Consider the following 24,183-nt stretch of genomic DNA (forward strand, 5'->3'; position numbering starts at 1 on the left):
GCCTAAGGGGTTTTCGCAGTAAACGGTCGATTGGTCAGAAAATCAAAATCCACACCTTCGCCCGCCTGGTTTACATGTTCGACAAATAGTTTCCTATATCCACGCTCTCCTTCTACCGGAGGAGCAGGTACCCAGGCCGCACGACGACGCTCAAGTTCTTCAGCATCCACATCCATGGTCAATGTGCGATTGGCAACATCCAGCGTAATAATATCACCATTTTCAACCAAAGCTAACGGGCCGCCAACGGCGGCTTCCGGTTCGGCGTGCAAAACGACGGTGCCAAAGGCGGTGCCACTCATCCGACAATCAGAAATACGCACCATGTCTATTACTCCCTGCTTTGCCAAAACTTTTGGGATTGGGATGTAACCTGCTTCAGGCATCCCGGGAGCACCCTTTGGTCCTGCATTTCGCAGCACCAGAACGTCTTCTTTGTTGACATCTTTAATGGTGTCGATGCGATCGGCCAGATCATTGAGAGAATCAAACACCACGGCGCGTCCGGAATGTTTAAGCAAGTCCGGCGAACAGGCTGACTGCTTGATTATTGCACCATTGCCTGCAAGATTTCCCTTAAGGAATACAAGGCTGCCTCCGGAGTGAATCGGGTTCGTTATTGTTCGTACAACATCTTGCGTAAACGGTTCTGGTGATGCCTCAATTTCTTCGCCAAGTGTACGTCCAGTAATTGTCATACAATCTAGATTGAGAAGTGGTTTGAGCTCACGCAGTACAACTGCCATACCTCCAGCCCGATGAAGATCGTCCATGTAATATTTACCGCTTGGCTTTAGATCGACAAGAACTGGTGTTTCTGCCCCAAGTGTGTTGAATGCATCCATATCTAACTGGACACCCAATCGCCCAGCAATTGCTGCCAAATGTACAAGACAATTGGTCGACCCTCCCACCGCCAAGAGCACCCGCAAAGCGTTTTTCAGCGCAGCGGGTGTCATTATTTCAGACGGCTTCAACTTCATTTTCGATAGTTTTACCGCATGTGCACCGGTTTCTTCAGAATGGCGAAGCCGTTCAGAAAGTACTGCAGGAATGGTAGCCCCGCCAGGAAGCATCATCCCCATGGCCTCGGTCATGCATGCCATTGTTGAGGCTGTACCCATCACGCCGCAAGTTCCTACCGATGGCACAAGTTGTCCTGTTACCTCTTTCAGCTCGTCTTCCTTGATACGACCGCCACGATATTCACCCCAGAACCGGCGACAATCTGTGCAAGCACCGATACGTTTACCGCGATGTGAGCTGGAGAGCATCGGACCAGTAACCAAACTTATCGCCGGAACGTCTGCGCTTGCCGCTGCCATAAGCTGTGCGGGAACGGTTTTGTCGCAACCACCAATCAGCACGCAGGCATCCATTGGCAGGGCGCGAAGCATCTCCTCGGTATCCATTGACATCAGATTGCGCAAATACATGCTGGTCGGATAGGTAAATGATTCATGCAAAGAGATGGTGGGAAATTCAATCGGTAGTCCTCCGGCCAACATCACGCCGCGTTTTACCGCTTCAATGATCAGGGGTACGTTTCCGTGGCAAGGGTTAAAGCCGGAAAACGTATTAACAATTCCAATCACCGGCAGGCCGAGAGCTTCGTCGGTATAGCCCATCGCCTTGATAAAGGCAGTGCGCAAGTAGAGCGAGAAATCTTCATCGCCGTAGCTGGTCAATCCTCGTTGTATACCTATCTTGTCATCCATTGGAAAATTCTTAAAGTTATATGAAGGGTGTTTATCGTGGTTCTATTTGAAAGTTGATGGCTGCCAGATCGGCAAATAAAGAGCCGGCAGTTTCGGGCGGCAACGGCAATAGGGGGGGCGCCAGTGTTCGCCATGCCGGGTCATCATGGAAGTGCGAGACCATGGCCTTCATGGCGGGAATCAACGGATAACGCTGAATGGTTCTCCTAATCTCGGAAATCCGGTCTTGCAAATTATCCGCTTCATCGGTTTGCCAACGGTCGAATACTTCTCTAATGCCCTTGGGATTTGCTCCGCCTGTGGCGGTAATGCAACCACTGCCACCTAACCGTAACGCTTTTAGTAAAAAGGCCTCTGAACCGGGAAAAATTTCAAGCTGAGGATATTCTTTGAGCAGACTCTCGGTGTTTGTCCAGTCTCCGGAGCTGTCTTTCAAACCTACAATTGTATCTGGATAGGCGGTTGCCAGACGCCCTACGAGCTCGATCCCAAAAGGCACGCAAGTATGAGAAGGTATGTGATAAAGGTAGATTCTGAGTGCGGCATCATTGACCTGTTCGATCACCGTAGACATGAAGGCAAAGATGCCCTCATCCGAAACGGCTTTATAATAGAATGGTGTTGAAATAAGTACGCCGCCACAGCCAAGCTTTGTGGATTTTCGACTTATGCGAACTACTTCATCAAGTGAGCAAGCTCCGGTACCGACCAAAAGGGACTTAGCGGGGATGCCTGCTGTAATCAGTCGATCAAGTAGTTCTTCTCTTTGAGCAAACGACATTGAGTTTGCTTCGCTGGTGGTACCAAAGATTGCAAGACCATTAGCACCTTGATCGAGTAACCATTTGCACATGTTTATAAAACGCGCGCTATCTGGTTTGAAATCTGCTGTGAAAGGGGTCAGTACGGGAACAAGAACCCCCTCGAAATTACCTTTAGTCATTAACGCATCCCTTATCGTGATTTGTTTACCAATGCCTTCATTCGGGTTCCGGTTGAATGCTTGCCCGAATGAACAAAATTTAGACTTTTATCACAAGGGCGGAATTGTCAGCCCCTTGCGCATACTGGACGGGACCGTGGTGTTCGGATCGCTTGGGCCCGAATGCTTCCGATCGCCCGTGTCGTCGTTCATGAAACCTCTTCCCAAGAGGTGATTGCGTGTCGGTCGACCACGGACTCGTCGAAGTCGAAGCCGAGGCCTGGCTCATCTCCCAGCACAACTTCGCCGTCCTCGATCAACGATTGACGGTCGAGCAAAGCGGTGAAGTTGAGGATGCTGGTGTCAGTAAAAACTTCAACGAAGGGGCTATTAATGCTCGCCGCGACGAGATGCTTATGCAAATCGTGGAAGGCGTGCGGGCAAATGGCCATGCCGAAGCTCTCGGCTGTCGCGGCGATTCGCCGGTATTCGGTGATTCCCCCGCACACCTGGGCGTCCGGTTGCACAATGGCACATGCCTTCTCGCGCATCAGGCCGAGAAAGCTTTGCCGACCAGCCAAAAGCTCGCCTGTGGCCACCGGCACCCTCGTCCGATTTGCCAATTCTGCATGGTTAAGCACATCGTCGGGGCCGAACGGCTCTTCTATCCAATAAGGATCGAACGGTTCATAGCATAGTCGCAAGAATCGATCGGCGCTTGCCACATCGCGCCAGGCGTTACTGGCGTCGAGCATCAGAAATACGTCGGGACCGATCGCTTCTCGCGCGACAGCCATGCGTTCACGTTCGCCGGCAATGTCGAGTTGCCCGACTTTTATTTTCACTGCGCGATAGCCGGCGGTGACATAGTCTGCGAGTTCGCGTGCGAAGTCATCGAGCGTCTTGCCCGCGAGATAATAGCCGCCGCTGGCATAGGCCGGCACGCGGTCACAGACGGACCCAAGAAACTTGTGGAGTGGCAAACCGGCGGCACGGGCATTGCGGTCCCACAGGGCAATGTCGATTGCGCTGAGCGCCCGCATAACAACCCCGGAGCGGCCGTGCAGTAAGGCAGATTGATGGTTGCGCTGCCATATCGCGGGCACCATGTGAGCGTCTTGGCCGACAACCAGCGGGCCAAGCAATTGATGCACGGCGCTTTGTGCGAGTTGGGCGCCACGATCGCCCGGATAGCAGAAACCAACGCCGACAATACCGTCGTCGCCGGTGACCCGAACCAATAAGTACTCTCGCGCCTCGACAGTACGGGTAGCAAAGCTCACGGGCTGGCTCAGCGGCACCCGTACCACACAGCTTGAGATTGATGATATGCGGCTCAACTCGTTCCTCCCCATTTTAGTTAGTACGATCAACCTGCATGTTGCGCGCAGGCTCATTAACACAATAACTAAATTACCGCGTCCCTATATAATTGTCAATAATCAATTGCAACCAAAAATAAAATATTTATTAATATGCTTAAAAAACAATAATTTAATTTACTATCGGCGGCGTTCATCGCATGTTAGTGATAATATTATTGACAATATGTATTTTTGGGGTCATTATCCATGCTCATTTACCTGAAAATCATTTGACTAGGAGGTACGCCGTGAAAAGTGCATACATCAATCAAGCTTGTTGGCTGATTACGGCGCTCGCCGTCAGCTTATTAGTTGCATCCACACCAGCAAGAGCCGCAGAAGAGCTGACGATGTGGAGTCACTGGCCGGACGAGGTCAGTAAGCGGGGGTTCGTCGAGGATCGCGTCAGTGAGTTCGAGGCTTCAAACCCGCAGTGCAAGGTCAACCTTCAGTTCATCCAGAAGGCTGAGATCTATACGGCCGCAAAAACCTCCGTACGGACCGGACAGGCACCCGACATCTTCTGGCTCGAACCGGACCAGACTGAATACATTGATGGGGGCTATCTTGAACCCCTCGACTCCTATATCGACCTCGACAACTTGAAGGGCTGGGCCAAGGAATCCTGGTCCCATGGTGGCAAGGTTTACGGATTGCCGCTTGAGGCCTACACGGTCGAACTCTACTACAACAAGGACAAGCTGGCAGAACTCGGTATCCAGGTGCCGGAGGGGCAGCAGCTCAGCCAGGAAGCTTTTGCTTCTTTGGTGCGCAAGGGGGTTGATGCAGGCATAACGCCAATCGGCAATGGCGTCGGTGATCGGCCCTATCCGGGGGCCTATTTCCTGCAGGAGGTTCTGATGCACAAGCTCGGCCTCACGGCTTATCGACAATTGCTGGAGAACAAGCTTTCTTACAAGGACCCCCGCGTCGCCGAGATCATGACATGGGTCAAAGGACTTGTGGACGCCGGCGCCTATTCTAAGAGCTTCATGACTACCAAGCTTGGTGAGTCACACTACTATTTCCATACCAAACCGGGTTCGCTGACGCTGGCGATGGGAAGTTGGTATACTGGCCGCTCATTTGTGCCGCCTGAGAAGGGTGGCCAACCCAAGGATTTCCCCCTCGGTATCATGAACTTCCCGGCGGTGGAGGGCGGTGTCTGCAATAATTGCAAGACATTGGCAGTTGGTGGCAGCTACGTCATGTATTCGCAAAGCAAACACAAGCAGTGCGCGGGCGCCCTGCTCAAGTCTATCGCGACCGTGGACAACGGCAATAACTGGATGAAGGCGGTGCTGCTGCAAACTGGCATCGAGACGGACCCTAGCAAAATCGAAAGCGTTCACGCTGCCTATTTCCAGGATCTCAAAGCGGTTAACGCCAACGCGAAGTACTTTATCGGCACGCCGCTTCATTATCTTCAGGGCAAATGCAAGGACGCCTGGGATCAGGTCTTGAATAAAGCTTTCGCAGGTGGTCTGATAGGTGTTGAAGAAGCCGCTGAAAAGATGGATGCGGCATGCTACAAGGGCTGACGCCCCGCTGTCTAAAATACGGTGATCGGCGCCGAGGGCCTCAGTGCCCTCGGTTGCCGTGTTACTCAAGCGTTGAGGAACAATCTAGGGAGTGACGGGAGGTGACGACAACAGACCATAAGGACCGTGGTATCAAGGGCAAGCTTAAGAGCGCGCTCGCCGGGCGGCAGGGTGGCGATCCGCGGGCAGCCTCCTGGTACGTGCTTATAACGTTCCTGGCTCCGGCTCTTCTAGTGTATGCGGCGTTCACCGCCTATCCCGTCGCTCGAACCTTCTACAACAGTTTTCTGATGGTCCAGGACCTCTCCTCCTCAGAGTTCGTCGGCCTAGCGAATTACATTGAGCTTGCCTCCGACACTACCTTCTGGATGGCGGTCAGCAATACGATGATTTGGTCCCTTGTCGCACCGGCGCTAGATGTCACGACCGGCTTGTTGCTCGCTCTCTGTCTTTATGCGGGCGTACCCTTCGCACGTTTCTTCCGAGTCGCCTGGTTCACGCCGGTGCTGCTGTCCTATGTCGTCGTCGCCATCATGTGGACGTGGATTTACAATTATGACTGGGGAGTTTTGAACATCGTCTTACGTGCGCTTGGGCTCGAGGCGCTGACCGCATCATGGATCGGTGATCCTGACTTAGCGCTCGCCTCACTGATCGTCACCCACTCTTGGAAATGGGCAGGCTTCAATATGGTTGTATGTTTGGCTGCGCTGCATTCGTTGCCCCGAGAGGTCCTCGAGGCGGCGGAGCTCGATGCGTGTGGCTGGTGGCGGAAGCTTATCCACATCATCATACCGATGCTGCGGCCGACGCTGTTGAATCTCCTCGTGCTCGCGTTTATTGGGAAGATGAAGGTCTTCGATCTGGTTTGGATCATGACCCAAGGCGGGCCGCTTTGGTCAACTGAGACAGTATCGACCTACGTCTACAAGCGGGCCTTCAATTGGAACACATTCGACCTTGGCTATCCGTCGGCGATCGCGGTGGTCTGGTTCATTGTCGTGCTGGTATTTGTCGCCGGCTTAATGCGATTATTCCGTCAACGCGAACGGTTGGAGTACTGAAATGTCGATAGGGCCTGGTCTGGACACCCTGCGAGGATTATGTCGTAGCGGTGGGTTGATGGCGGTGTTGGTTGCCTACACGGTTTATTCGGCGCTTCCCTTCGTCTGGGTCGGCACAATGTCGGTCCGCACCACCTCCGAGATCAGCGCTGACCATTATGCCTGGCCGTCGACGTTTCACTGGAGCAAATTTAAAGTTGCCTGGGCTGACTCCAACTTCGACCAGTACTTCATGAACAGCACCATCGTGGTTGTTACCGCGGTGCTTCTAGTCACTTTAATAGGCGCAGCTGCCGCGCATTGTCTATCGCGCTATCGGTTTCGCGGGAACCGGCTGATCTATTTCGTGCTTTTCAGCTCGATCATCTTCCCCCCCCAAATCATCCTTATTTCCCTTTTCCAGGTGTTGGTTGAATATGACCTCTACAACACGCGTCTGGGCCTGATCATGGTTTATATCGGGCTGCAGTTGCCACTCACAGTGTATCTGCTTGAAGGATTTTTCGCGCGTATCCCTCAGGATCTGTTCGATGCCGCTAAGATCGATGGATACTCGGATCTCGAGATATTCGTCAGGCTCGTCCTGCCGATCGGAATGCCGGCGGTGGCGACTGCGATGATCTTGAACTTCATCATGCTATGGAATGAGTTTCTATTCGCCGTTGTACTGATTGCGGATGAGGATTTGCGAACCCTTCCGGTGGGCATCCAGCGCTTCATGGGCGATTACTTTCAGGACATTGGTATGATCGCCACCGGCATGATGATCTCCATAATTCCCGTCCTCATCGTCTACGCCTTTTTCTCAGAAAAGTTAATTCAGGGGATGACGGCGGGCGCTGTCAAATAAATTGCATTCAAAGAGAGGAGATCCGGCGTGGCAACAGTACAGCTAGAAGAGATATGTAAACGATATAGCGGTGCATCGGAATTAGCAGTGGATACCGTGAACCTTGAGGTCGCCGACGGCGAGTTCATGGTCCTGCTAGGGCCATCAGGCTGCGGCAAGTCGACGACCCTGCGAATGATCGCTGGTCTTGAGACAATCAGCTCAGGGAGCCTCTCGATCGACGCACGCGTAGTCAATGACGTGTCGGCAAAGGATCGCGACATCGCGATGGTGTTCCAGTCCTACGCCCTTTATCCCCATATGTCGGTCGCTGACAACCTCGCCTTTGGCCTGCGCCGACGCCGGATCCCGAAGAGTGAGATTGACCGCCGCGTCAATGAGGCAGCTGATCTTCTAGGGTTGTCCGATCTGCTGAAACGCAAACCGCACGCCCTTTCTGGCGGGCAACGACAGCGTGTCGCTTTGGGTCGCGCTATGGTTCGTGAACCTAAGGTATTTCTCTTCGATGAACCGCTGTCCAACCTCGACGCAGCACTACGAGTTAACATGCGCAATGAACTTGTGAAGCTGCAACGACGTCTTGGCACCACCATGATTTATGTCACACACGACCAGATTGAAGCAATGACTATGGGCCAACGAATTTGTATCATGAACAATGGGCGGGTGGTCCAGGTCGGAAAGCCACTCGACATTTACCATGACCCCGCCGACTTGTTCGTCGCCCGCTTCCTAGGCAGTCCACCGATGAATGTTTTGGAGGTCGGGATCGAGCGGAGTGACCACCGTCTCGTCGCCAAAGTGGCCGGACGTCGGATCGCGTTGACGCGCTGGAACAATGGTCCGTTCGCCAATAGCCAAGCCAAGGTGGCGGCACTTGGCATACGTCCGGAGGACATAGAGCTCACCGACGTCGCTCAACTGAATGACGCCGATGCGGCGATACTGCCAGCGACCGTTTTGGCGGTCGAGCCGTTGGGTGCCGAGACAATGCTGGTCGTAGACGTACCCGAAAGCGGCGAGATGATCGCCCGGCTGCACCGAGATGTGAGTGTCCGCCCCGGCGACGCCGTGGGACTTCGCTTTGACCCAGATGCGGTCCTTTTGTTTGATGCGGAAACGACAAGGGCGATACCTCCCCAGGGCTCCACACGAGAAGAAATTCCATGAACGCCCGTTCGCTTCGTGTAGGAATGGTAGGAGCGGGGTTCGTCTCTCAACACCATTTGATGGCTTGGCGAACGCTCGTTGGGCAGGCGCAGGTTGTGGCGATCGCCGACCCATCAGACTCGGCCGCCCAGAATCGCGCCGCCGCCTTCGCCATTCTGGCAATCATCATCTTCCGTTCTACGTGATTTCCTTAGGTGTGGTGATTATTGCAGCTGATTTCCCTGAACTTATGCTTTCTGTTCCGAAGTATTTGATGCCGCAGTTCATGCGATAACGATTTGTCCGGAGGTTTGGGTTTAAAATGACAAACAAAGTAAAAAAAATCGGCATGATAGGAGCCGGGTGGGTGTCTAAACACCACTTGAATGCCTACCAGAAACTGCAGGATCAGGCACAAGTAGTCGCAATCGCGGACCCATCTGCGGTGGCGCGCAATACGCGTGTAGAAGAATATGGCATTGAACGGGCTTACGCCGTTGCAGGCGAAATGCTGGAACAAGAATCACTGGACGCAGTGGACATAATCTCACCACGTCAATTTCATGTAGAGCACGTATTGATGGCTGTTTCACATAATCTGCCGACCATGTGCCAAAAACCGCTGGCGAAGGATTTTGCCGAGGCAAAGGCGCTTGTAACAACTGTTGGCGAAAAAGTACGGATAATGGTGCATGAGAACTGGCGCTGGAGACCCCATTACCGCCAGATTCATCGCTGGATTAATGGGGGTTTTATTGGAGAACCTCTCCAGACATCACTGAATGCTTTTACATCAGGCCTGTTGCCCGATAGTAGCGGCAAACTTCCAGCCCTTACGCGCCAACCGATGATGAAAAATCTGGAGCAGATGCTTTTGATGGAAGTATTGATCCATCACGTGGATAGCTTGCGTTTTTTGCTCGGGGACCTTGAGCTTGAGTCCTCGCGAATGGGTAAAGTGTGTAAAGAGATAGCTGGCGAGGACAATGCAACGCTTTATATGCGGTCGAAATCCGACGGTTCGGTCATTTTAACAGGAAATTTTTCAGCGCACGGATACCCGCCATCGCTTTTTGATGACCTTGAAATTATTGGTGAAACAGGTACCATACGGCTGCATGGCGATGAACTCGAGTTGATCGCACGCCAACAGCAATCCGTAAAGGTCGATCTAGCTGCCGACTATGAGTCGTCCTATCATGATACGATCAAACACTTTCTCGATTGCCTTAGCAGCGGCAGGCAATTCGAGACATGGCCGGAAGATAATTTAAAGACTATGGAAATTATTGATAAGGTATATGGGACCTATGTATCGTAAAAGAGAGTTCACAGCCCTATGAGCAAGGTTAAAAATTTTAAAATACCCCTTGACGAACGTGTCGCACGGGAACTTGAGGAAGACATCATTTTCGGACGACTGCAGCCCGGAGAAAGGTTGCGAGAGGGCACTTTACTGGAGCGTTTTGGTGGAACCCGGCATTTCATGCGCCAGTCGCTCGCCCGTCTTGAACGTTCGGGAATTGTTGTGCTCGAGCGTAACAAGGGCGCGATGGTTCGCACATTTTCCGCTGAGGAGGTAGGTCATATCTACGAGGTTAGGGAGATGCTGCATCGACGGGCAGCGTTGTGTACACCATTGCCGGCCTCTGAAGAACTGATTGAGGAACTGAAGGCGATTAACGATGAATATTGCGCATGTATTGCCGCCAACGATTTAAGGGGCATTCATGAAACAAATGATGCATTTCACAAGGCGCAATTGTCGGCGTGTACCAATCCATATCTCCGCGAACTTATATTTGAGTATATGGATATCACTTTGGCTATTCGTGCTAAGAATCTTGCCAATCCCGCTCGTTTAAAGGAATCTATCGAACACCACCGTTTGATTATCAAATATCTGCAGGGAACAGACAGTTGGATGCTTGCTGAATTGAGCGTTGATCACATCAAAACAAGTAAAAAAATCTATATTGAAGTTATAAAGAATAGGAAGAATTAACCCCTTATTTTCCTTGTTCCACCTTCCGCTTGCAAAATGCATGGTTTGCTGCAAATCTTCGAGCATTGAAAGTGGCCTTTGGAGCTGTTGAAGCGGGCGGCAGAAGTGCCACGTCTCGACTATAGATGGATTGATTTTTTGGTACCCTAATCTATAAAACTACTTTTAATACACTATATTTAAAGGGATCAGGAGAATGGTTCGACTCCCCCCATATCCACCACATTCGAGTTTCAAGCATTACTCTTAACACCCAAAATTCGCCCAATAATAAAAGAGATAGTGATGTTGTTCATTTATCAAGTTCTTTTTGGATAAGTGGCCGCAGCTGAAAACGTACGGTATCGGCATCGATATCTTTATCTGGAAAGTAAATGGAGGCAACATCTGCTATATAAAACCGGCAAACAAGTTTTCTTTGAGATTGCAGCACTCAAACGGTGGCTAGGTAATAGGTCAAGTGGTGAACTGGACTACACTCAAGAGAGGGCTAAGCTAACTAGGCTACAAGCTAAAAAGGTAACTCTGGGGCCAGAACAGCGACGTGGCAACCTATTGCCGATGGAGTTAGTCGTAGCTACATGGCAAGGCCATATAGCCAACGCTAGGGCCAAGCTATTAGCACTGCCACCCAGGCCAGCCATTGATAAGGTTTTACCACCATAATGCGGCCACTCCGTATCCAAATACATTGATTACTGCAAAGTAACCAGTTAGTAGCATTACCCAAGCGGCGCCTCTACGTACTGAAGCGTAGCATTGTGTAACCGATCCTACAAAGAAGAACGGATATATAATTAGCATGTTAGGATCTGTAGCATTAAATGCTAAAGTCATACTTGCCATAACTGTAAATACAAAACTTATTAATTCGAATCCAAAAGCAACATTATCACTTTTGTAACTGTTGATCCAAAAATCTTTTACCTTTTGCATTATCATTTGTCTTTTCCTACAGTAACTACTAGTGTCTCTAAGTCGTCAAACTCATCAGCAACTCTATCCCAATCGCCTTTGTGTGCAACCTTAATAGCTTTGTTGATAAGACCTGGCTTGCTCAGGTGACGCACACTAAAAGCCGATCTAAACGCCATGGTAGAGCTTCTACAGGGCCAAGAAACCAGACCTTTGGAAAGAACCATCACTGCTATGCTCACGGCCTTAGGACTTAAGAAGTAGTTGCCATGCGCAAGCGTTTGGCAGCAATGCTCTTGGAGTATCAAAGTAAACTTTTTTGACCTAGAAAAAAACCTAACGCATTAAGACAATCCAACCGTTCAGGTGTTAACCTGTCTTTTCTCCTTCTCTGAGATACAACCCAAGAAAAGTGCTCAGTTTATATTGACCGTAGCAACCACAGCTAGTCAAATAATTGGACATCAATTCCAGCTTCTTCAAGCATGATGCTAGAGACAATAAAACCACGTTCGAAACTAGGGTCTTTTTCCGGAGCACGAAACGTTTTTAGTCGTCTGATACCAGACTGAATAATGCCTCTCGCACAGTCAGAACACGGGAACACACTGGAATAAAGTGTCATTCCCTCAGTAGCGACACCAGACCGAGCTGCATTATACAATGCATTACGCTCGGCATGTTCAGACCAATGAAACTTCTCTCTATTCACTCGACTAAATCGTTCTTCCTTTGATATAACTCCTCGAGGGTAACCGTTATACCCAGTAGATAAAATTTGGTTTCCGCGTCCAACAATTACAGCCCCAACGACCCGGTGAGGGTCCTCACTCCAGGAAGAGATTAGATTACACAAATCAAAAAACCGCTTATCCCACCGATCCATCTCATATTTTTTAAAATTCATAATACAACCTTTGCTGAGGTTTTATCCAGCGTAAGTATAGGCTGTTTTCACAGTTGTGTAGAATTCAACCGCATACTGACCCTGTTCTCTAGGACCATACGACGAGCCTTTCCTTCCCCCAAACGGGACATGATAATCAACCCCTGCAGTGGGTAAATTCACCATTACCATTCCAGCTTCAGCCTCACGTTTAAATTTTGTTGCATATTTAAGACTTTGTGTACAAATACCTGCCGCTAAACCAAAACTTGTATCGTTGGCAACTCGAAGTGCTTCGTCGTAGTCTTCTACTTTAATCACGGATGCACATGGTCCAAAAATTTCTTCTCGATTTATACGCATATCATTTGTCGTGCCGAGAAAAAGGGCAGGATTTTGATAGAAACCAGGCTTGTCCAGTTCAAGACGCTCACCGCCGAAGACTTCAGCAGCTTCTTGCTTTGCGATTTCAATATAGTTCAGATTCGATTGTAGCTGACGTTCATCAATAACTGGTCCAATTGATGTATTCACGTCAAGAGGATCACCCACAACAAGCTTTGCCATCCCTTCTTTCATCAACGAAACAAACTGGTCGTGAATTCCTTTTTCTACTATAAATCGAGAAGGGGCTGTGCAGCGTTGTCCAGTTGAGAAAAAAGCACCACTAATACATGCTGAAACAGCAACTTCTAAATTAGCGTCATCCAAAATAACCATTGGATTTTTACCGCCCATTTCAAGCTGAAACTTTTTATTTGTTTCAAAACACTTCGCGGCGACATGTTTACCTGTCGGGATAGAGCCAGTAAACGATACAGCATCGATGTCGGGATGATTTAAAATGGCTTCACCAACGATCGAGCCAGAGCCCATAATCAAATTAAAAACTCCGTCTGGCACCCCGCACTCCATAAGTATTTCTGCAATCATATGAGCACACCCTGGGGTTAACGCAGCAGGCTTCATAACAACACAATTACCAAAAGCTAGTGCAGGAGCAATTTTCCAAGCGGGAATGGCGATTGGAAAATTCCAAGGGGTTATAACCCCCACGACACCAAGCGGTTCGCGGGTCACGTCAATTCCAACTCCTGGACGTATTGATGCGATAGTGTCACCTTTAACACGGAGGGCTTCACCAGCGAAAAATTTAAATACCTGAGAGGCGCGTATAGTTTCGCCTATTCCTTCAGCTAGTGTTTTTCCCTCTTCGCGAGCTAGCAATTCGCCCAACTGTGCCTTGCGTGCGGCAATAGTATTACCAACAGCATCAAGCAAGTCGTGACGAACCTGCGGACTGGCATTGGCCCATCCATGAAAGGCGTCTTTTGCAGCTTCGGCTGCTACATTTACATCATCTCTTGAGCCGGATGAATAAACACCAACGATATCTGTTGTATTAGCGGGATTTATATTGTCAGTAGCTTTAGCACCCTTTTGCCACTTTCCATTAATAAGATTACATTTAATGTTAGATGTCATATTTGTTTCCTGTGAATTTTGGAATTTTTATCAAAGTTGATTTTTTCAGATGTAACTAAGTTTTTGCGCAACTTCTGTTAACTGTATTTTTTGTGACTCTGTGAGAGGCATTAAAGGCGGAATCACAATATTCCAATCGATGTTATGTTCTCGAAGACCAATCAAGTGTTTTACAGCCTGTACCAAGGGAACGGATGAAATTGCCGTTCTAAGTTCCTTTAGTTCGACTAATTGGCTGTCAAGATTACGGCCGTCATAATCATGCCACAGTTTGCCAGCCCAAGGGCCTGTTACATTCACGGAACCTGATATGCACCCAGCGAAACCATTGATACGAGCCTCGCTAATACATATCTCATTGCTAGGGAAGACTTTAAAATTTGGTACAGCTTCAACAATTTCCTTGCAATAATGCACGTCGCCAGAGGAATCCTTAAGACCACGAATACGATTTGGCATCTCTTCGACCATACGTTTAATTAACTGAACAGAAAACTTAATGCCTGATAGTGCAGGAAAATTATAGAGATATAGAACAATATCTGATGTTCCCAATGCATTGTCAATCGCCTTAAAATAAGAGAGGATTCCGTCATCAGTAACTGGTGTATAATAAAAGGGAGGCAAAACAAGAGCTACAGCATACCCCAATTTATCAGCATAGCGTGTTAACTCAACCGTCATTTCCAAATCAGAAGTACCCGTGCCTACCATCATTTTTGAAGGGTCGATATCTCTTGCTGCTGCCTTCATAATTGATTTTCGGGTCGCGGGGCCCTGCGAGTTAGCCTCGCCCGTTGTTCCTAAAATATTTAAACCATCACACCCATTATCAAGTGCCCACTTACAATGGTGTATGAATTCGGTTATTTTTGGTTGGTGATTAGGATCGACAATTGTTGGCACAGCAGCAACCACGCCACTGATTTCACTATCTCTTCTCGGCACAGATACCTCCTAACATTGAATCATTCATCCGGTTTTTCCCTATTTCTTAGTGGCAATACAGCGATATGTGGATGATCTAGATCTGTTGTAAATTCTGATGACCATCCGTCCGGCCGCCCCCACCCAGTCACCTTTTCTTCAAAAAACTCCTTATTAATAAGGACATAGGGCTGCTCTTCAGGAGTAACTTCAGTGATCACACGTATAGCGTCGACTGGACATATCGATTCGCAAAGCCCACATTTCACGCACTCTTCTGGGTGGATGTAAAACATCCGACCACCCTCATAAATGCAATCAACAGGGCAAACTTGTGTACACACTCCATCTTTAATATCTACGCATTCTTCAATTATTACGTACGACATATTTGAACGCCTGTACCAAAAGTTATCCGCCTGACCATACTGGAGGCCTCTTTTCAATAAAAGCTTGCACCCCTTCCTCGGAATCCTTGGATACCAGAGCTGCAACCAAGGATTCCGACCGGTAGAACTGCGCCTCTTTGGGTTTCATATGAGCTGTATTGCGAATGGTGTCTTTTAAGGCACGAACGGATAGAGGGGCACATCGTTTAATATCATCAACCCAACTCTGGACAGTTGCATCCAAACTTTCACGTGCAACAACATTATTTACCAAACCATACTGATAGGCTTCAGAGGCAGATATACGGCGACCAGACAATATAATACCGGAAGCAATTTTTTCTGGAATTTGACGTTGCAAGAGCACCATTCCACCAGCAAGTGCGAGACGGCCCACTCTTGATTCAGGTAACCCAAAAGAAGAGTCCTGTGTTGCGACAACAATATCGCACCCGAGAATCATTTCGAAACCTCCACCTAATGCGAGTCCATTTACTCGTGCAATTACAGGCACGTTGAGAGTATCTCGTAAAGCTATACCTCCGAAGCCATTTGCACTTAAATGAGCCCAGTATTCAAGTCCAGTATAATTACCTGGAGATTTCATATCAGCCCCAGCACTGAAAGCCTTTTCCCCACTGCCGGTAAGGACGACGCAGTATATATTCTTGTTACCTTCAATCTCACACCAGATTTTTTCAAGAACCTCTTCGGTCGGTTGGTCAACCGCATTCATGCGCTCTGGACGATCGATAGTGACATAGGCAACATTGTCTTTTATGGCAAATTTTACAGTCATGGTCGTTCCTATTGTGTGTCGTCTAGAGATAGGCCTAGTTCGGCTAAAATCTCATCCGTATGTTGACCCAATCCAGGGGGTGTATGCCTAATTGTAAAGGGGCTGTCTGACATGGTTATAGGTGATGAGATTACTTGTATACTTCCGTGTATGGGATGATTCATTGTTGCGATCATTTGATTAACTATTGTTTGTTCATCCTTTAGTGCTTCTTCCAAAGACTTTACTGGGGCACACAAAAGATCTCGTTTCTCCATGTTAGTTATGGCTTCAGTCGTTGACATTTTGCTAAAATGGCTACGGAATTCCCCCTGTAAAAATTCTTTGGCTTCAACTTGATCTTCTAGCATTGGATATTTGATAGATAAGTCTTTTGCGTGTTTTATTGCTATGCAAATATCTTGTAGTGGATTTTCTTTGAAGGCCCCAACAACCACAACAGCCCCGTCAGTCGTGTCAAAAACGCCACACAAAGGTAATGCAGCCCAGTTCAAGGTGCCTTTCGTTGCCATGAGATTAGCAGCTTCTTGCATTTGCATCGCAATCATGGAGTTATACAATGAAACTTCAACTTTCTGGCCAACCCCCGATTTATAACGGGCAATAATTGCGGCCAAAACACCCTGGACCAAATGCATTCCAGCCGCATAATCACAAAGGGCTGTTGGATAAATGGAACGAGGGACAGAGTCATGTGCACGCTGTTCCATAACGCCACTCATTGCCTGAGCAAGAACATCTTGCCCCCCTTTATGGGAGTATGGACCCTTAGTACCAAACCCAGTCCCAGCCGCGAAAATGATACCTGGGTTTATTTCCTTAAGTTTTTCGTAGCCAAACCCCATTCGCGTCATTACACCAGGCCTAAAGTTGTTCACGACTACATCAGCAGTCTTAATGAGCTCGTAGATAACATTTTTGGCAGCGTCTGTTCGAGTGTTCAAAGTGATTGAACGCTTGTTGCGATTTAAACTACAAAAAACTGGGTTATTTTGTGACACTTCACCCTGCCCCCCAAATACATTCCTGGACAGGTCGCCAGATTTTGGGCGCTCAACTTTTATGACATCAGCTCCAAAATCAGCCAGCATTTGTGTGGCACAAGGGCCCAACATAACCTGGGAAAAATCAATGATTTTAACGCCATCCAGAGGAAGCTCATTATTTGACATGTTTCGCCTTTTTATAATTAATGTTTATATCTAATGTTTATATCTAATGTTTATATCTAATGTTTATATCTAATGTTTATATTTAGGTAACCCTTTTCCCGGCGTTTTCAGAAGGTTTGTCACCTGGATCAGCATTCTGTGCCCGCATTTTCTTTTGAATCGCCTTAGGATCAACATCCCGGAACGCTAGGTTGCCGTTCAACGCTAGGGAAGCAGCAACACCCGATGCTTCACCTTGGACCATGCATGGGGGAATTTCTCGGGACATTTTTTGTGCTTCAGATTCAGCAGAGTAATGGCGCCCCGCGACAATTAAATTGTCAATGCCTTTTGGTAACAGCGCCCTGTATGGAGTATAATAATCACGACCTCGGCAAACAGTGTCCTCAAAGTAACGACGGCTAGTGACATCATCTTTTGTAACCACATATTCGCCGACCAACTGGCGGGTTTGCCGAACGCCAACCTGCTCAGCTGCTCCCAGCATATGACATTTCTCAAAGCCTGGCATGTTGGCTTTTACGAATTCATATAAGGCCCACATACGACGGCGTCCCTCGTATTCAGCGTTAGTGTTATCCTCTACCGAGATCCCGTCATAACCCGGCATGTGTGGGCAATTGCACCAAACAACCCCTGGAAGAGGAGTCTTCAGCCACCACATGTCCCATGCACCGCCAATAATGCGACGTGCCTGACGATCAATCTTTCTGTACTCTTCTGGGCATTCGTACTGAAACTTGTCTACAGCTACCGTATCAACATTACTTAATCGAAATACAGTGGTGACAATATATTGTCCCTTTGAATATTTAGCACCTGCTGCGATTGCCAAATCTAGGTCACCAGATGCGTCAATAAAGACATCGGCTAAAATTGCCTGCCGACCTGTTTTAGTTTGAACAATAATGGCTTTAACTTTTCCATCTTCGACAATCGCATCAGAAAACCAGCTATGCAGTCTCAGGTTAACCCCAGCTTCTTTAACAAGTTTCAATGATGCTCGCTTCCAGGCATCAGGATCGAATGCGACAGCATATACAATAGGCATCGGATCTTGTGTGGAACGGAAGTCATGGCAGCCCCAACGAGACCATTTACGCCACATTTCATGACTTTGCAAACGATCTTCTGGTGGGGGATATACGGCACCGTTCTCACTTTTCATGGTTTCAACATATTCATCAACAATTCCGGTGGTTGTAATTTCACCGTCGTTGCACATATCATCCAAAACTAGCACCATTCCACCTGATGCCATACCACCGAGGTGGTGATATCGCTCAATTAACGTCACAGAACAGCCGTTACGCGCTGCAGAAATAGCTGCTGTAACACCTGCTGGGCCGCCGCCAACAACCACAACGTCAGATTTAGCGACCACGGGTACATTCTGTTGAGTGAGTGTTATTGGTGCGTGGTCAAAATCTAGCATAATATTTTCCTGTAAGTCTGAAACCTATTCAGACGAAATAAGTTATTTTTGGCGAAAATTAGGATATATGTTCAGGCTTCCATCTAACAATCAGACGTTCAGCAATGGTTACCGATACAAACAAAATGACCGCAAGGCCGGAAGAAACAATTACAGTCGCGTATAACAAAGGTGATCGAAAATTGTAAGTTGCCTCAATAATTAAAGAGCCCAAGCCCACATCAGCCCCAATCCATTCGCCAACGATTGCGCCAACAACGCATGTTGTCGATGCGATTTTTAGCGCCGAAAACAGGAATGGTAGCGATGATTGAATACGGATTTTCCAAAAAAACTCTGACTTAGTTGCCGACAGTATCCGACCCAGTTCAATCATTTCAGGGCTTACTGACTCTAACCCTCGTACCATATTAACAAGCGTCGGGAAGAAACAGATTAGTGCCGCAATAATCACTTTGGCGCTTATACCGTTCCCAAACATCAGTACCAGAATGGGGGCAATAGCTAAAATGGGGATGGTGTTTACAAAAACAGCAATTGGGAAGAAGGCTTTTTCGAACATTTTGTTATGAACAAATGCAATTGCTAAAACAACTGCAAATAAATTCCCTACAAAAAACCCTGCCACACTTTCAAAAAATGTTGGTAAGAAATTATGAAATAGTAGTGTTCTCTCTTCGATCAACGTCTCTAGGACTGCGCTGGGTGTCGGTGCTATATATTCAGGCACTCCAAAAATCAGAATTACAAGTTCCCATATTACAAAAATCATAATTACTGCTAATATTGGGAGCCAACTATTAGCAAAAATTATTGCAATTACTGAATTATTTTTGGCAACTTTAGATGATGTGTCGTTTTTGTCAATATTCACTAACATGTCTCCAAAAGGTTACGTAAATACCGAGATATTTTGTTGAATTCAGGTGTTTCACGCATGGGTAATTCGCGAGGGTAAGGTAGGTCGACATCTACAAGCTCACGAACACGTCCCGGATCAGATTCCAACATCAATACTTTTTGACCCAAAAAAATCGCCTCTGGAATTGAATGAGTTACAAACATAATTGTTATCCCCGTTTCTTTCCAGATTCTTAAAATTTGCTCATTTAAATGATCACGCGTGATTTCGTCTAATGCGCCAAAAGGTTCGTCCATGAGCAATAGGCGGGGCTTGCAAATCAAAGCCCTAGCTATGGCTACACGCTGACGCATACCTCCGGATAATTCATGAGGCAAAGCGTTTTCACGTCCTTTTAACCCTACAAGCTCTAATAAATCTTCTGGAGAGAGATTGCTTACTGCCTTTGGTCTTTTATGAGCGTGTTTCACGCCAATTTCCAACGGCAACCGAACATTATCTATGGCTGAGCGCCAGGGAAGTAAAGTGGCGTCCTGAAAGACAAAGGAGAACTCTCGTTTCAGGCGAGCGGTTTCGACCTCATTGCCAAATATGGTAATTTCTCCATCGTCGGTTGGGACAAGGTCAGAAACGAGGCGCAGTAAGGTTGATTTACCACAACCCGAAGGACCTAAAATTGTGATAAATGCGCCCTCATCCACGGTTAGGCTAATATCTTCCAATGCCAATTGGTCACCAAAGCGCACACAAGCATCCTTCATGACAACAGCAGGGGGCTCTGCGCCCCCGGCATTGCCAGTAATACGACTACTAATTGGACCTTTTGACATGTTTAAACTCACCCTATCTTAGGACGGTCGTTAACTGTTGCATCAAGGATCGAAGTCGTCATGACGTCATCCAACTTTGGAGCACCCTTTTTAAACTGGCCTAGATCAGAATACGTTTTAATCTGGGATTCCCAGTTATCCCTGCGCATAGTGCCCCATCCACCAGCTTTTGTTTCGCTATTGAAAACATAGCTCAAGATAAGTGGCACAGCTTCTCGTTCAGCCTCTATATTCAAGTTTGGATAACGCTTGACGAGCAGTTCCGCAGCTTCCATTGGATTAGCATGCACCCAACCCCAGCCTTTGGCAGTGGCGCGAACAAAGCCTTCAAATTTATCTGGATGATTTTTTAGATTCTCATCAGATGCGTAATAAGGATTTGCATAAAGCTGGATACCCGCGTCCCAAAGGCGCATGTCGTTCCGTTGGTCGCCGAGAATTTTCAAGGCATTAATATTTGATTGCCAGCCTGATACAGCATCGACTTGTCCAGTCATCAACGGCGCCATGTCGCCGCCCATAACAACAATATCAACATCGGATTCTTTAATTTGATGCTTCGCTAGCAAAGCGCGGAGCAATATTTTTGCCGTACCTTGTGTGCCAATTGTCTTGCCTATCATATCTTGGGGCGTATTAATGGGATTCGTCTTAAGCGAGAAATAAGTGAAAGGGTGTTGCTGGTAGCCGCTTGCAAAACATTTAATTGGGATGCCAGCCGCACGCGCCATCATCAAAGATGGACTTGAGGAAACTTGCCCAATATTTGCACTTCCGGCAGCGACAGAAGCCACTCCATCAACACTTGGCCCGCCAGGACTGATTTTTAGAGTTAGACCCTCAGCCTTGTAGTATCCAAGAGCATCAGCGGCAACTTCACCAAGCTGTCCATTAGATGCCAACCAGCCTAATTGCATATTTATTTCAAATTCACTTGCGTGGGCAGATTTTGTGATACCAATCATTGTGCCGCCAACAGCTAAGCCTGCTGCTCCTGCACTTTTTAGAAAACTCCTTCTACCCATATTACCAAACAAGATATTACTCATATTATTTCCCTCATTTTATTATTATGCTGCTAAGAAATTATGGTAGTTAACGTCATTGAACTATTACAACGAAGCTTTACTATACAGAGATTAAGTGCGTACAATAAGAAGTAAATTACGCCAATAGTGATGACTTAAAGGCATCATGATGAAGTTTATAATGGACTCAAAAATATGCACCATCAACTCCTCCGATACCTTGACGAAGTAGCTAGTCAGGGGTCAATCCGGAAAGCTGCAAACGTTCTTAACGTTTCATCTTCTGCCGTTAATCGACAGATATTAAAGCTTGAGGAAGATTTCGGCATTAAATTATTCAGTCGAATACCTGAGGGGATTGAATTAACGGAGGCTGGGCGACTTGTTGTGGAGCATTGCCGAAACACGATATATGATTTTAAAAGTATGCGGGCGGCAATAGAAGATATTCGTGACTTGCGATCTGGACATATTGTTATCTCAACGCTAGACTCTTTGATCTTTGATTTTTTGCCCAAAGTAATAGCAACGTTTTCCAAGGAATACCCAAGTATTTCTTATAGTGTAAAAACCGCAGGTTTGGATGATTCTCTGCGCCGAGTTGCCAAAAATAAAGCGGACATAGGAATTGGTTTTTCTCGCTGGACTCATCCTGATGTTAGGGTGATGGCAGAAAAACCTTCGCCATTTGGCCTCATTGTCCCGACCAATCACCCATTAGCAAGTAAGCCTTATGTCAGCCTGAATGATTGTGTAGGTTTCCCTCTTGTTAGAACAACTGATGCTAGAGGGCGAACTTCAGTCATCGATCAGGAGCCTTCGGTGGATTTATCTTCACTCTCAACAATATTTTATACAAATTCACTTTTAATGGCTAAGCGGGCAATCACTGAAGGTCTTGGAATTGGTCTTTATACTAAAATTGGTTTTATGCAAGATATAAGAGAAAAGAAACTTGTCTTTGTGCCTTTAGCTGAATCAGTGTTGAAGGACTATAAAATAAGTGTCTTTATATCCTCTCACAAAAGCCCTGACACTCCTACACGACTTTTCATGAAATTAATTGAAAAAAATCTTCGCAGTGTTGACTTTACATAATCTATCTCTGTCAGGATTAGTGTCCTCCCTTACAATAAGACTTCAATCGGTCGAAGCAAAAGGAATTGGCAAAGCGGTAACTGAGTCGAAAACTGCTACCAAGCTTTAAGCTACTTTTACTAACTATAAATAACTCATTTTGGATACGGTAGTATTATGGCGGACTACGTAATAGCAGGTCCAGCACAAACAGTTGCTCCAATAGCTAACAGTAACTCAGTGTTTCCTGTAAGACGAATTTATTGCATTGGCCGTAATTATGCAGATCATGCAATCGAAATGGGCCATAACCCAGACCGAGAGTCACCATTTTTCTTTCAGAAAAACCCTGATAATTTAGATTTTTCTGGAACATTTACTTATCCAGAAAAAAGTAGTGATGTACATTACGAAATAGAACTTGTAATCGCCATAGGTAAAGGCGGTAAGAACATCAGTTTAAACAATGCATTAGAGCATGTTTATGGTTATGCATTGGGTCTGGATATGACTCGTAGAGACCTACAAACTAATATGAAGAAGATGGGTCGGCCTTGGGAAATTGGAAAGGCATTTGAAAAGTCAGCACCGATGGGGCCTATTATCCCGGCCTCGGATCTAGACCATCCAGCTGAGGGATTGATAGATTTGAAAGTAAATGGTGAGCTAAAACAGAAAGGTGATTTAAATCAAATGATATGGAAAACAGCAGAGATTATTAATTACCTTTCTGAATACTATGAGTTAGCTGCGGGGGACTTAATTATGTCAGGAACTCCAGCAGGTGTTGGCCCTATTGTAAAAGGGGACGTTATGACTGGGTCAGTTTCAGGCATGGGTGAACTTGTTGTTACCGTAGTCTAATCTCTCCCTTTATCTTCATTCTGAGAACACCGTTCTTGACTGCGTTTTTAGTGCAGCGTTTCACTTCTAGAACTTTTTATTATTAAACTTAAAAAACCCACTAAAACCTGTATTGGTCAACTAAAACTTCGCTCTAATCCACAGGCTTCAGCAAGGCGAACGCCAGTATCACGCACCATAGCTACGATCCACCTTAGGTCATCATTTATACCCAAGCACAATGATTGGATGTTTCGGATTGTCGGCAGTGGGATTGGCTGTCTTGTGTCCTTTAGGTGATTTGTAGGCATATACGTTTTAGATAGTGGGTTAGATGCAGCCAGCCCATACTCTTGTATCATTAACAATATAATAGGTTTCAATGATGAGAAAACTCTCTTTATAGAGCTGATGGCTAACCCTTTCGTCACTAGGAAGTCTCGAAATACTCCACCATCGGATGACGTATATTCATCCAAATCACGATTACCTATAGCCTCAATAAGATAGCTAGTATTTCGCTCTACAGTACGCTCAAATACATGGCCTCTATCTTTGCCTTTGAGCTTCATGTAGTAATCTTTAGCATCCAGAAGGTCGTATCCACAGCCAGGTGGAGTGACTTTAGCTACAGGTGCACTTACAAGTCCATGGGTAATCGTCTCAACCCTAATGGAACTCCAGTAGGCTTCAAGCTGAAAGCAAATGTGATTGGAGCTACGCAAGGCAACTCGTTTTGATCGTGTTTTTAAGCTCTTAACAATTCTTTTAGAAATGTAACGGCTTTCCATATCCAGAGGGATACGTCTAGAAAAGTAATAAATGTTATTCCGAAGGTAAAGATAGCTATTCTGGTCTACAACCATGGTCTACACACCCCACAAGTAAAATTGATGGAAATACAGGTATCACGGGGCTTTCA

General features: G+C 47.0%; 25 protein-coding genes. 9 read left to right on the forward strand and 16 right to left on the reverse strand.

Translation table 11 applies throughout. From position 1 onward, the window contains the following. Window positions 1-2 precede the first annotated feature (2 nt). The 3 genes from ABXT60_RS00945 to ABXT60_RS00955 all read right to left on the reverse strand — a co-directional run bounded on the left by ABXT60_RS00945 (window position 3) and on the right by ABXT60_RS00955 (window position 3,980). On the reverse strand, window positions 3-1,718 hold the full coding sequence (locus tag ABXT60_RS00945) for an IlvD/Edd family dehydratase (protein WP_443630915.1): 1,716 nt from the start codon (window positions 1,716-1,718) through the stop codon (window positions 3-5). 31 nt (window positions 1,719-1,749) lie between these two features. Next, complete coding sequence (locus tag ABXT60_RS00950; RefSeq protein WP_443630916.1) at window positions 1,750-2,661, reverse strand: dihydrodipicolinate synthase family protein; 912 nt, start codon at window positions 2,659-2,661, stop codon at window positions 1,750-1,752. A gap of 188 nt (window positions 2,662-2,849) precedes the next feature. After that, window positions 2,850-3,980: a mandelate racemase/muconate lactonizing enzyme family protein gene (locus ABXT60_RS00955; RefSeq protein ID WP_443630917.1), complete on the reverse strand. Its 1,131-nt coding sequence runs from the start codon at window positions 3,978-3,980 to the stop codon at window positions 2,850-2,852. 272 nt (window positions 3,981-4,252) lie between these two features. Here ABXT60_RS00955 and ABXT60_RS00960 point away from each other — a divergent pair, with 272 nt between their 5' ends. The 7 genes from ABXT60_RS00960 to ABXT60_RS00990 all read left to right on the forward strand — a co-directional run bounded on the left by ABXT60_RS00960 (window position 4,253) and on the right by ABXT60_RS00990 (window position 10,613). Continuing rightward, on the forward strand, window positions 4,253-5,545 hold the full coding sequence (locus ABXT60_RS00960) for an ABC transporter substrate-binding protein (protein ID WP_443630918.1): 1,293 nt from the start codon (window positions 4,253-4,255) through the stop codon (window positions 5,543-5,545). 101 nt (window positions 5,546-5,646) lie between these two features. Continuing rightward, entirely contained in the window at window positions 5,647-6,609 is a 963-nt protein-coding gene (locus ABXT60_RS00965) for a carbohydrate ABC transporter permease (protein WP_443630919.1), read from the forward strand. A 1-nt stretch (window position 6,610) separates the two neighbouring features. Next, window positions 6,611-7,459 carry a carbohydrate ABC transporter permease gene (locus ABXT60_RS00970; RefSeq protein WP_443630920.1) on the forward strand — a complete coding sequence of 283 codons (849 nt, stop codon included), beginning with the start codon at window positions 6,611-6,613 and terminating at the stop codon, window positions 7,457-7,459. Between the two features lie 27 nt (window positions 7,460-7,486). After that, a complete protein-coding gene (locus ABXT60_RS00975; protein ID WP_443630921.1) occupies window positions 7,487-8,629 on the forward strand; it encodes an ABC transporter ATP-binding protein in 1,143 nt (380 codons plus the stop codon). 23 nt (window positions 8,630-8,652) lie between these two features. Next, on the forward strand, window positions 8,653-8,814 hold the full coding sequence (locus ABXT60_RS00980; RefSeq protein ID WP_443632056.1) for a Gfo/Idh/MocA family oxidoreductase: 162 nt from the start codon (window positions 8,653-8,655) through the stop codon (window positions 8,812-8,814). 116 nt (window positions 8,815-8,930) lie between these two features. After that, window positions 8,931-9,929, forward strand: coding sequence for a Gfo/Idh/MocA family protein (locus ABXT60_RS00985; protein ID WP_443630922.1), 999 nt, complete (start codon window positions 8,931-8,933; stop codon window positions 9,927-9,929). A gap of 18 nt (window positions 9,930-9,947) precedes the next feature. Further along, complete coding sequence (locus ABXT60_RS00990) at window positions 9,948-10,613, forward strand: GntR family transcriptional regulator (RefSeq protein WP_443630923.1); 666 nt, start codon at window positions 9,948-9,950, stop codon at window positions 10,611-10,613. A gap of 654 nt (window positions 10,614-11,267) precedes the next feature. Here ABXT60_RS00990 and ABXT60_RS00995 read toward each other — a convergent pair. The 12 genes from ABXT60_RS00995 to ABXT60_RS01050 all read right to left on the reverse strand — a co-directional run bounded on the left by ABXT60_RS00995 (window position 11,268) and on the right by ABXT60_RS01050 (window position 21,362). Further along, window positions 11,268-11,555, reverse strand: a complete 288-nt coding sequence (locus ABXT60_RS00995) for a hypothetical protein (RefSeq protein ID WP_443630924.1) — start codon at window positions 11,553-11,555, stop codon at window positions 11,268-11,270. Beyond that, on the reverse strand, window positions 11,552-11,707 hold the full coding sequence (locus ABXT60_RS01000; protein WP_443630925.1) for a hypothetical protein: 156 nt from the start codon (window positions 11,705-11,707) through the stop codon (window positions 11,552-11,554). The genes ABXT60_RS00995 and ABXT60_RS01000 overlap by 4 nt, the downstream gene beginning before the upstream one ends. 266 nt (window positions 11,708-11,973) lie before the next feature. Further along, on the reverse strand, window positions 11,974-12,435 hold the full coding sequence (locus tag ABXT60_RS01005; protein WP_443630926.1) for a deoxycytidylate deaminase: 462 nt from the start codon (window positions 12,433-12,435) through the stop codon (window positions 11,974-11,976). Between the two features lie 21 nt (window positions 12,436-12,456). Continuing rightward, window positions 12,457-13,899, reverse strand: coding sequence for an aldehyde dehydrogenase family protein (locus ABXT60_RS01010; RefSeq protein ID WP_443630927.1), 1,443 nt, complete (start codon window positions 13,897-13,899; stop codon window positions 12,457-12,459). A gap of 45 nt (window positions 13,900-13,944) precedes the next feature. Next, window positions 13,945-14,847 carry a dihydrodipicolinate synthase family protein gene (locus ABXT60_RS01015; protein ID WP_443630928.1) on the reverse strand — a complete coding sequence of 301 codons (903 nt, stop codon included), beginning with the start codon at window positions 14,845-14,847 and terminating at the stop codon, window positions 13,945-13,947. 20 nt (window positions 14,848-14,867) lie between these two features. Beyond that, window positions 14,868-15,215, reverse strand: coding sequence for an indolepyruvate ferredoxin oxidoreductase subunit alpha (locus ABXT60_RS01020; RefSeq protein ID WP_443630929.1), 348 nt, complete (start codon window positions 15,213-15,215; stop codon window positions 14,868-14,870). Window positions 15,216-15,237: 22 nt separating this feature from the next. Next, window positions 15,238-16,014, reverse strand: coding sequence for an enoyl-CoA hydratase-related protein (locus ABXT60_RS01025; protein WP_443630930.1), 777 nt, complete (start codon window positions 16,012-16,014; stop codon window positions 15,238-15,240). An 8-nt stretch (window positions 16,015-16,022) separates the two neighbouring features. Continuing rightward, window positions 16,023-17,186: a CaiB/BaiF CoA transferase family protein gene (locus ABXT60_RS01030; protein ID WP_443630931.1), complete on the reverse strand. Its 1,164-nt coding sequence runs from the start codon at window positions 17,184-17,186 to the stop codon at window positions 16,023-16,025. A gap of 82 nt (window positions 17,187-17,268) precedes the next feature. Further along, window positions 17,269-18,621 carry an FAD-dependent oxidoreductase gene (locus tag ABXT60_RS01035; protein ID WP_443630932.1) on the reverse strand — a complete coding sequence of 451 codons (1,353 nt, stop codon included), beginning with the start codon at window positions 18,619-18,621 and terminating at the stop codon, window positions 17,269-17,271. Window positions 18,622-18,679: 58 nt separating this feature from the next. After that, entirely contained in the window at window positions 18,680-19,495 is an 816-nt protein-coding gene (locus ABXT60_RS01040) for an ABC transporter permease (RefSeq protein ID WP_443630933.1), read from the reverse strand. Then, the gene (locus ABXT60_RS01045) at window positions 19,495-20,313 is read right to left on the reverse strand and encodes an ABC transporter ATP-binding protein (RefSeq protein WP_443630934.1); all 819 of its coding nucleotides are present in this window, start codon (window positions 20,311-20,313) and stop codon (window positions 19,495-19,497) included. Before ABXT60_RS01045 ends, ABXT60_RS01040 begins: the two co-directional genes overlap by 1 nt. Window positions 20,314-20,321: 8 nt before the next feature. Continuing rightward, entirely contained in the window at window positions 20,322-21,362 is a 1,041-nt protein-coding gene (locus ABXT60_RS01050) for an ABC transporter substrate-binding protein (protein ID WP_443630935.1), read from the reverse strand. Window positions 21,363-21,536: 174 nt separating this feature from the next. Here ABXT60_RS01050 and ABXT60_RS01055 point away from each other — a divergent pair, with 174 nt between their 5' ends. Further along, a complete protein-coding gene (locus ABXT60_RS01055) occupies window positions 21,537-22,439 on the forward strand; it encodes a LysR family transcriptional regulator (RefSeq protein WP_443630936.1) in 903 nt (300 codons plus the stop codon). A 156-nt stretch (window positions 22,440-22,595) separates the two neighbouring features. Next, window positions 22,596-23,282: a fumarylacetoacetate hydrolase family protein gene (locus ABXT60_RS01060; protein ID WP_443630937.1), complete on the forward strand. Its 687-nt coding sequence runs from the start codon at window positions 22,596-22,598 to the stop codon at window positions 23,280-23,282. A gap of 116 nt (window positions 23,283-23,398) precedes the next feature. On the opposite strand, the gene ABXT60_RS01065 is transcribed toward ABXT60_RS01060, so the two are convergent. Beyond that, entirely contained in the window at window positions 23,399-24,127 is a 729-nt protein-coding gene (locus ABXT60_RS01065; RefSeq protein ID WP_443630938.1) for a DUF6538 domain-containing protein, read from the reverse strand. Between the last annotated feature and the right edge of the window lie 56 nt (window positions 24,128-24,183).

The sequence above is a fragment of the Candidatus Njordibacter sp. Uisw_056 genome (genome assembly GCF_047730085.1).
Taxonomy (GTDB): domain Bacteria; phylum Pseudomonadota; class Gammaproteobacteria; order Pseudomonadales; family Balneatricaceae; genus Njordibacter.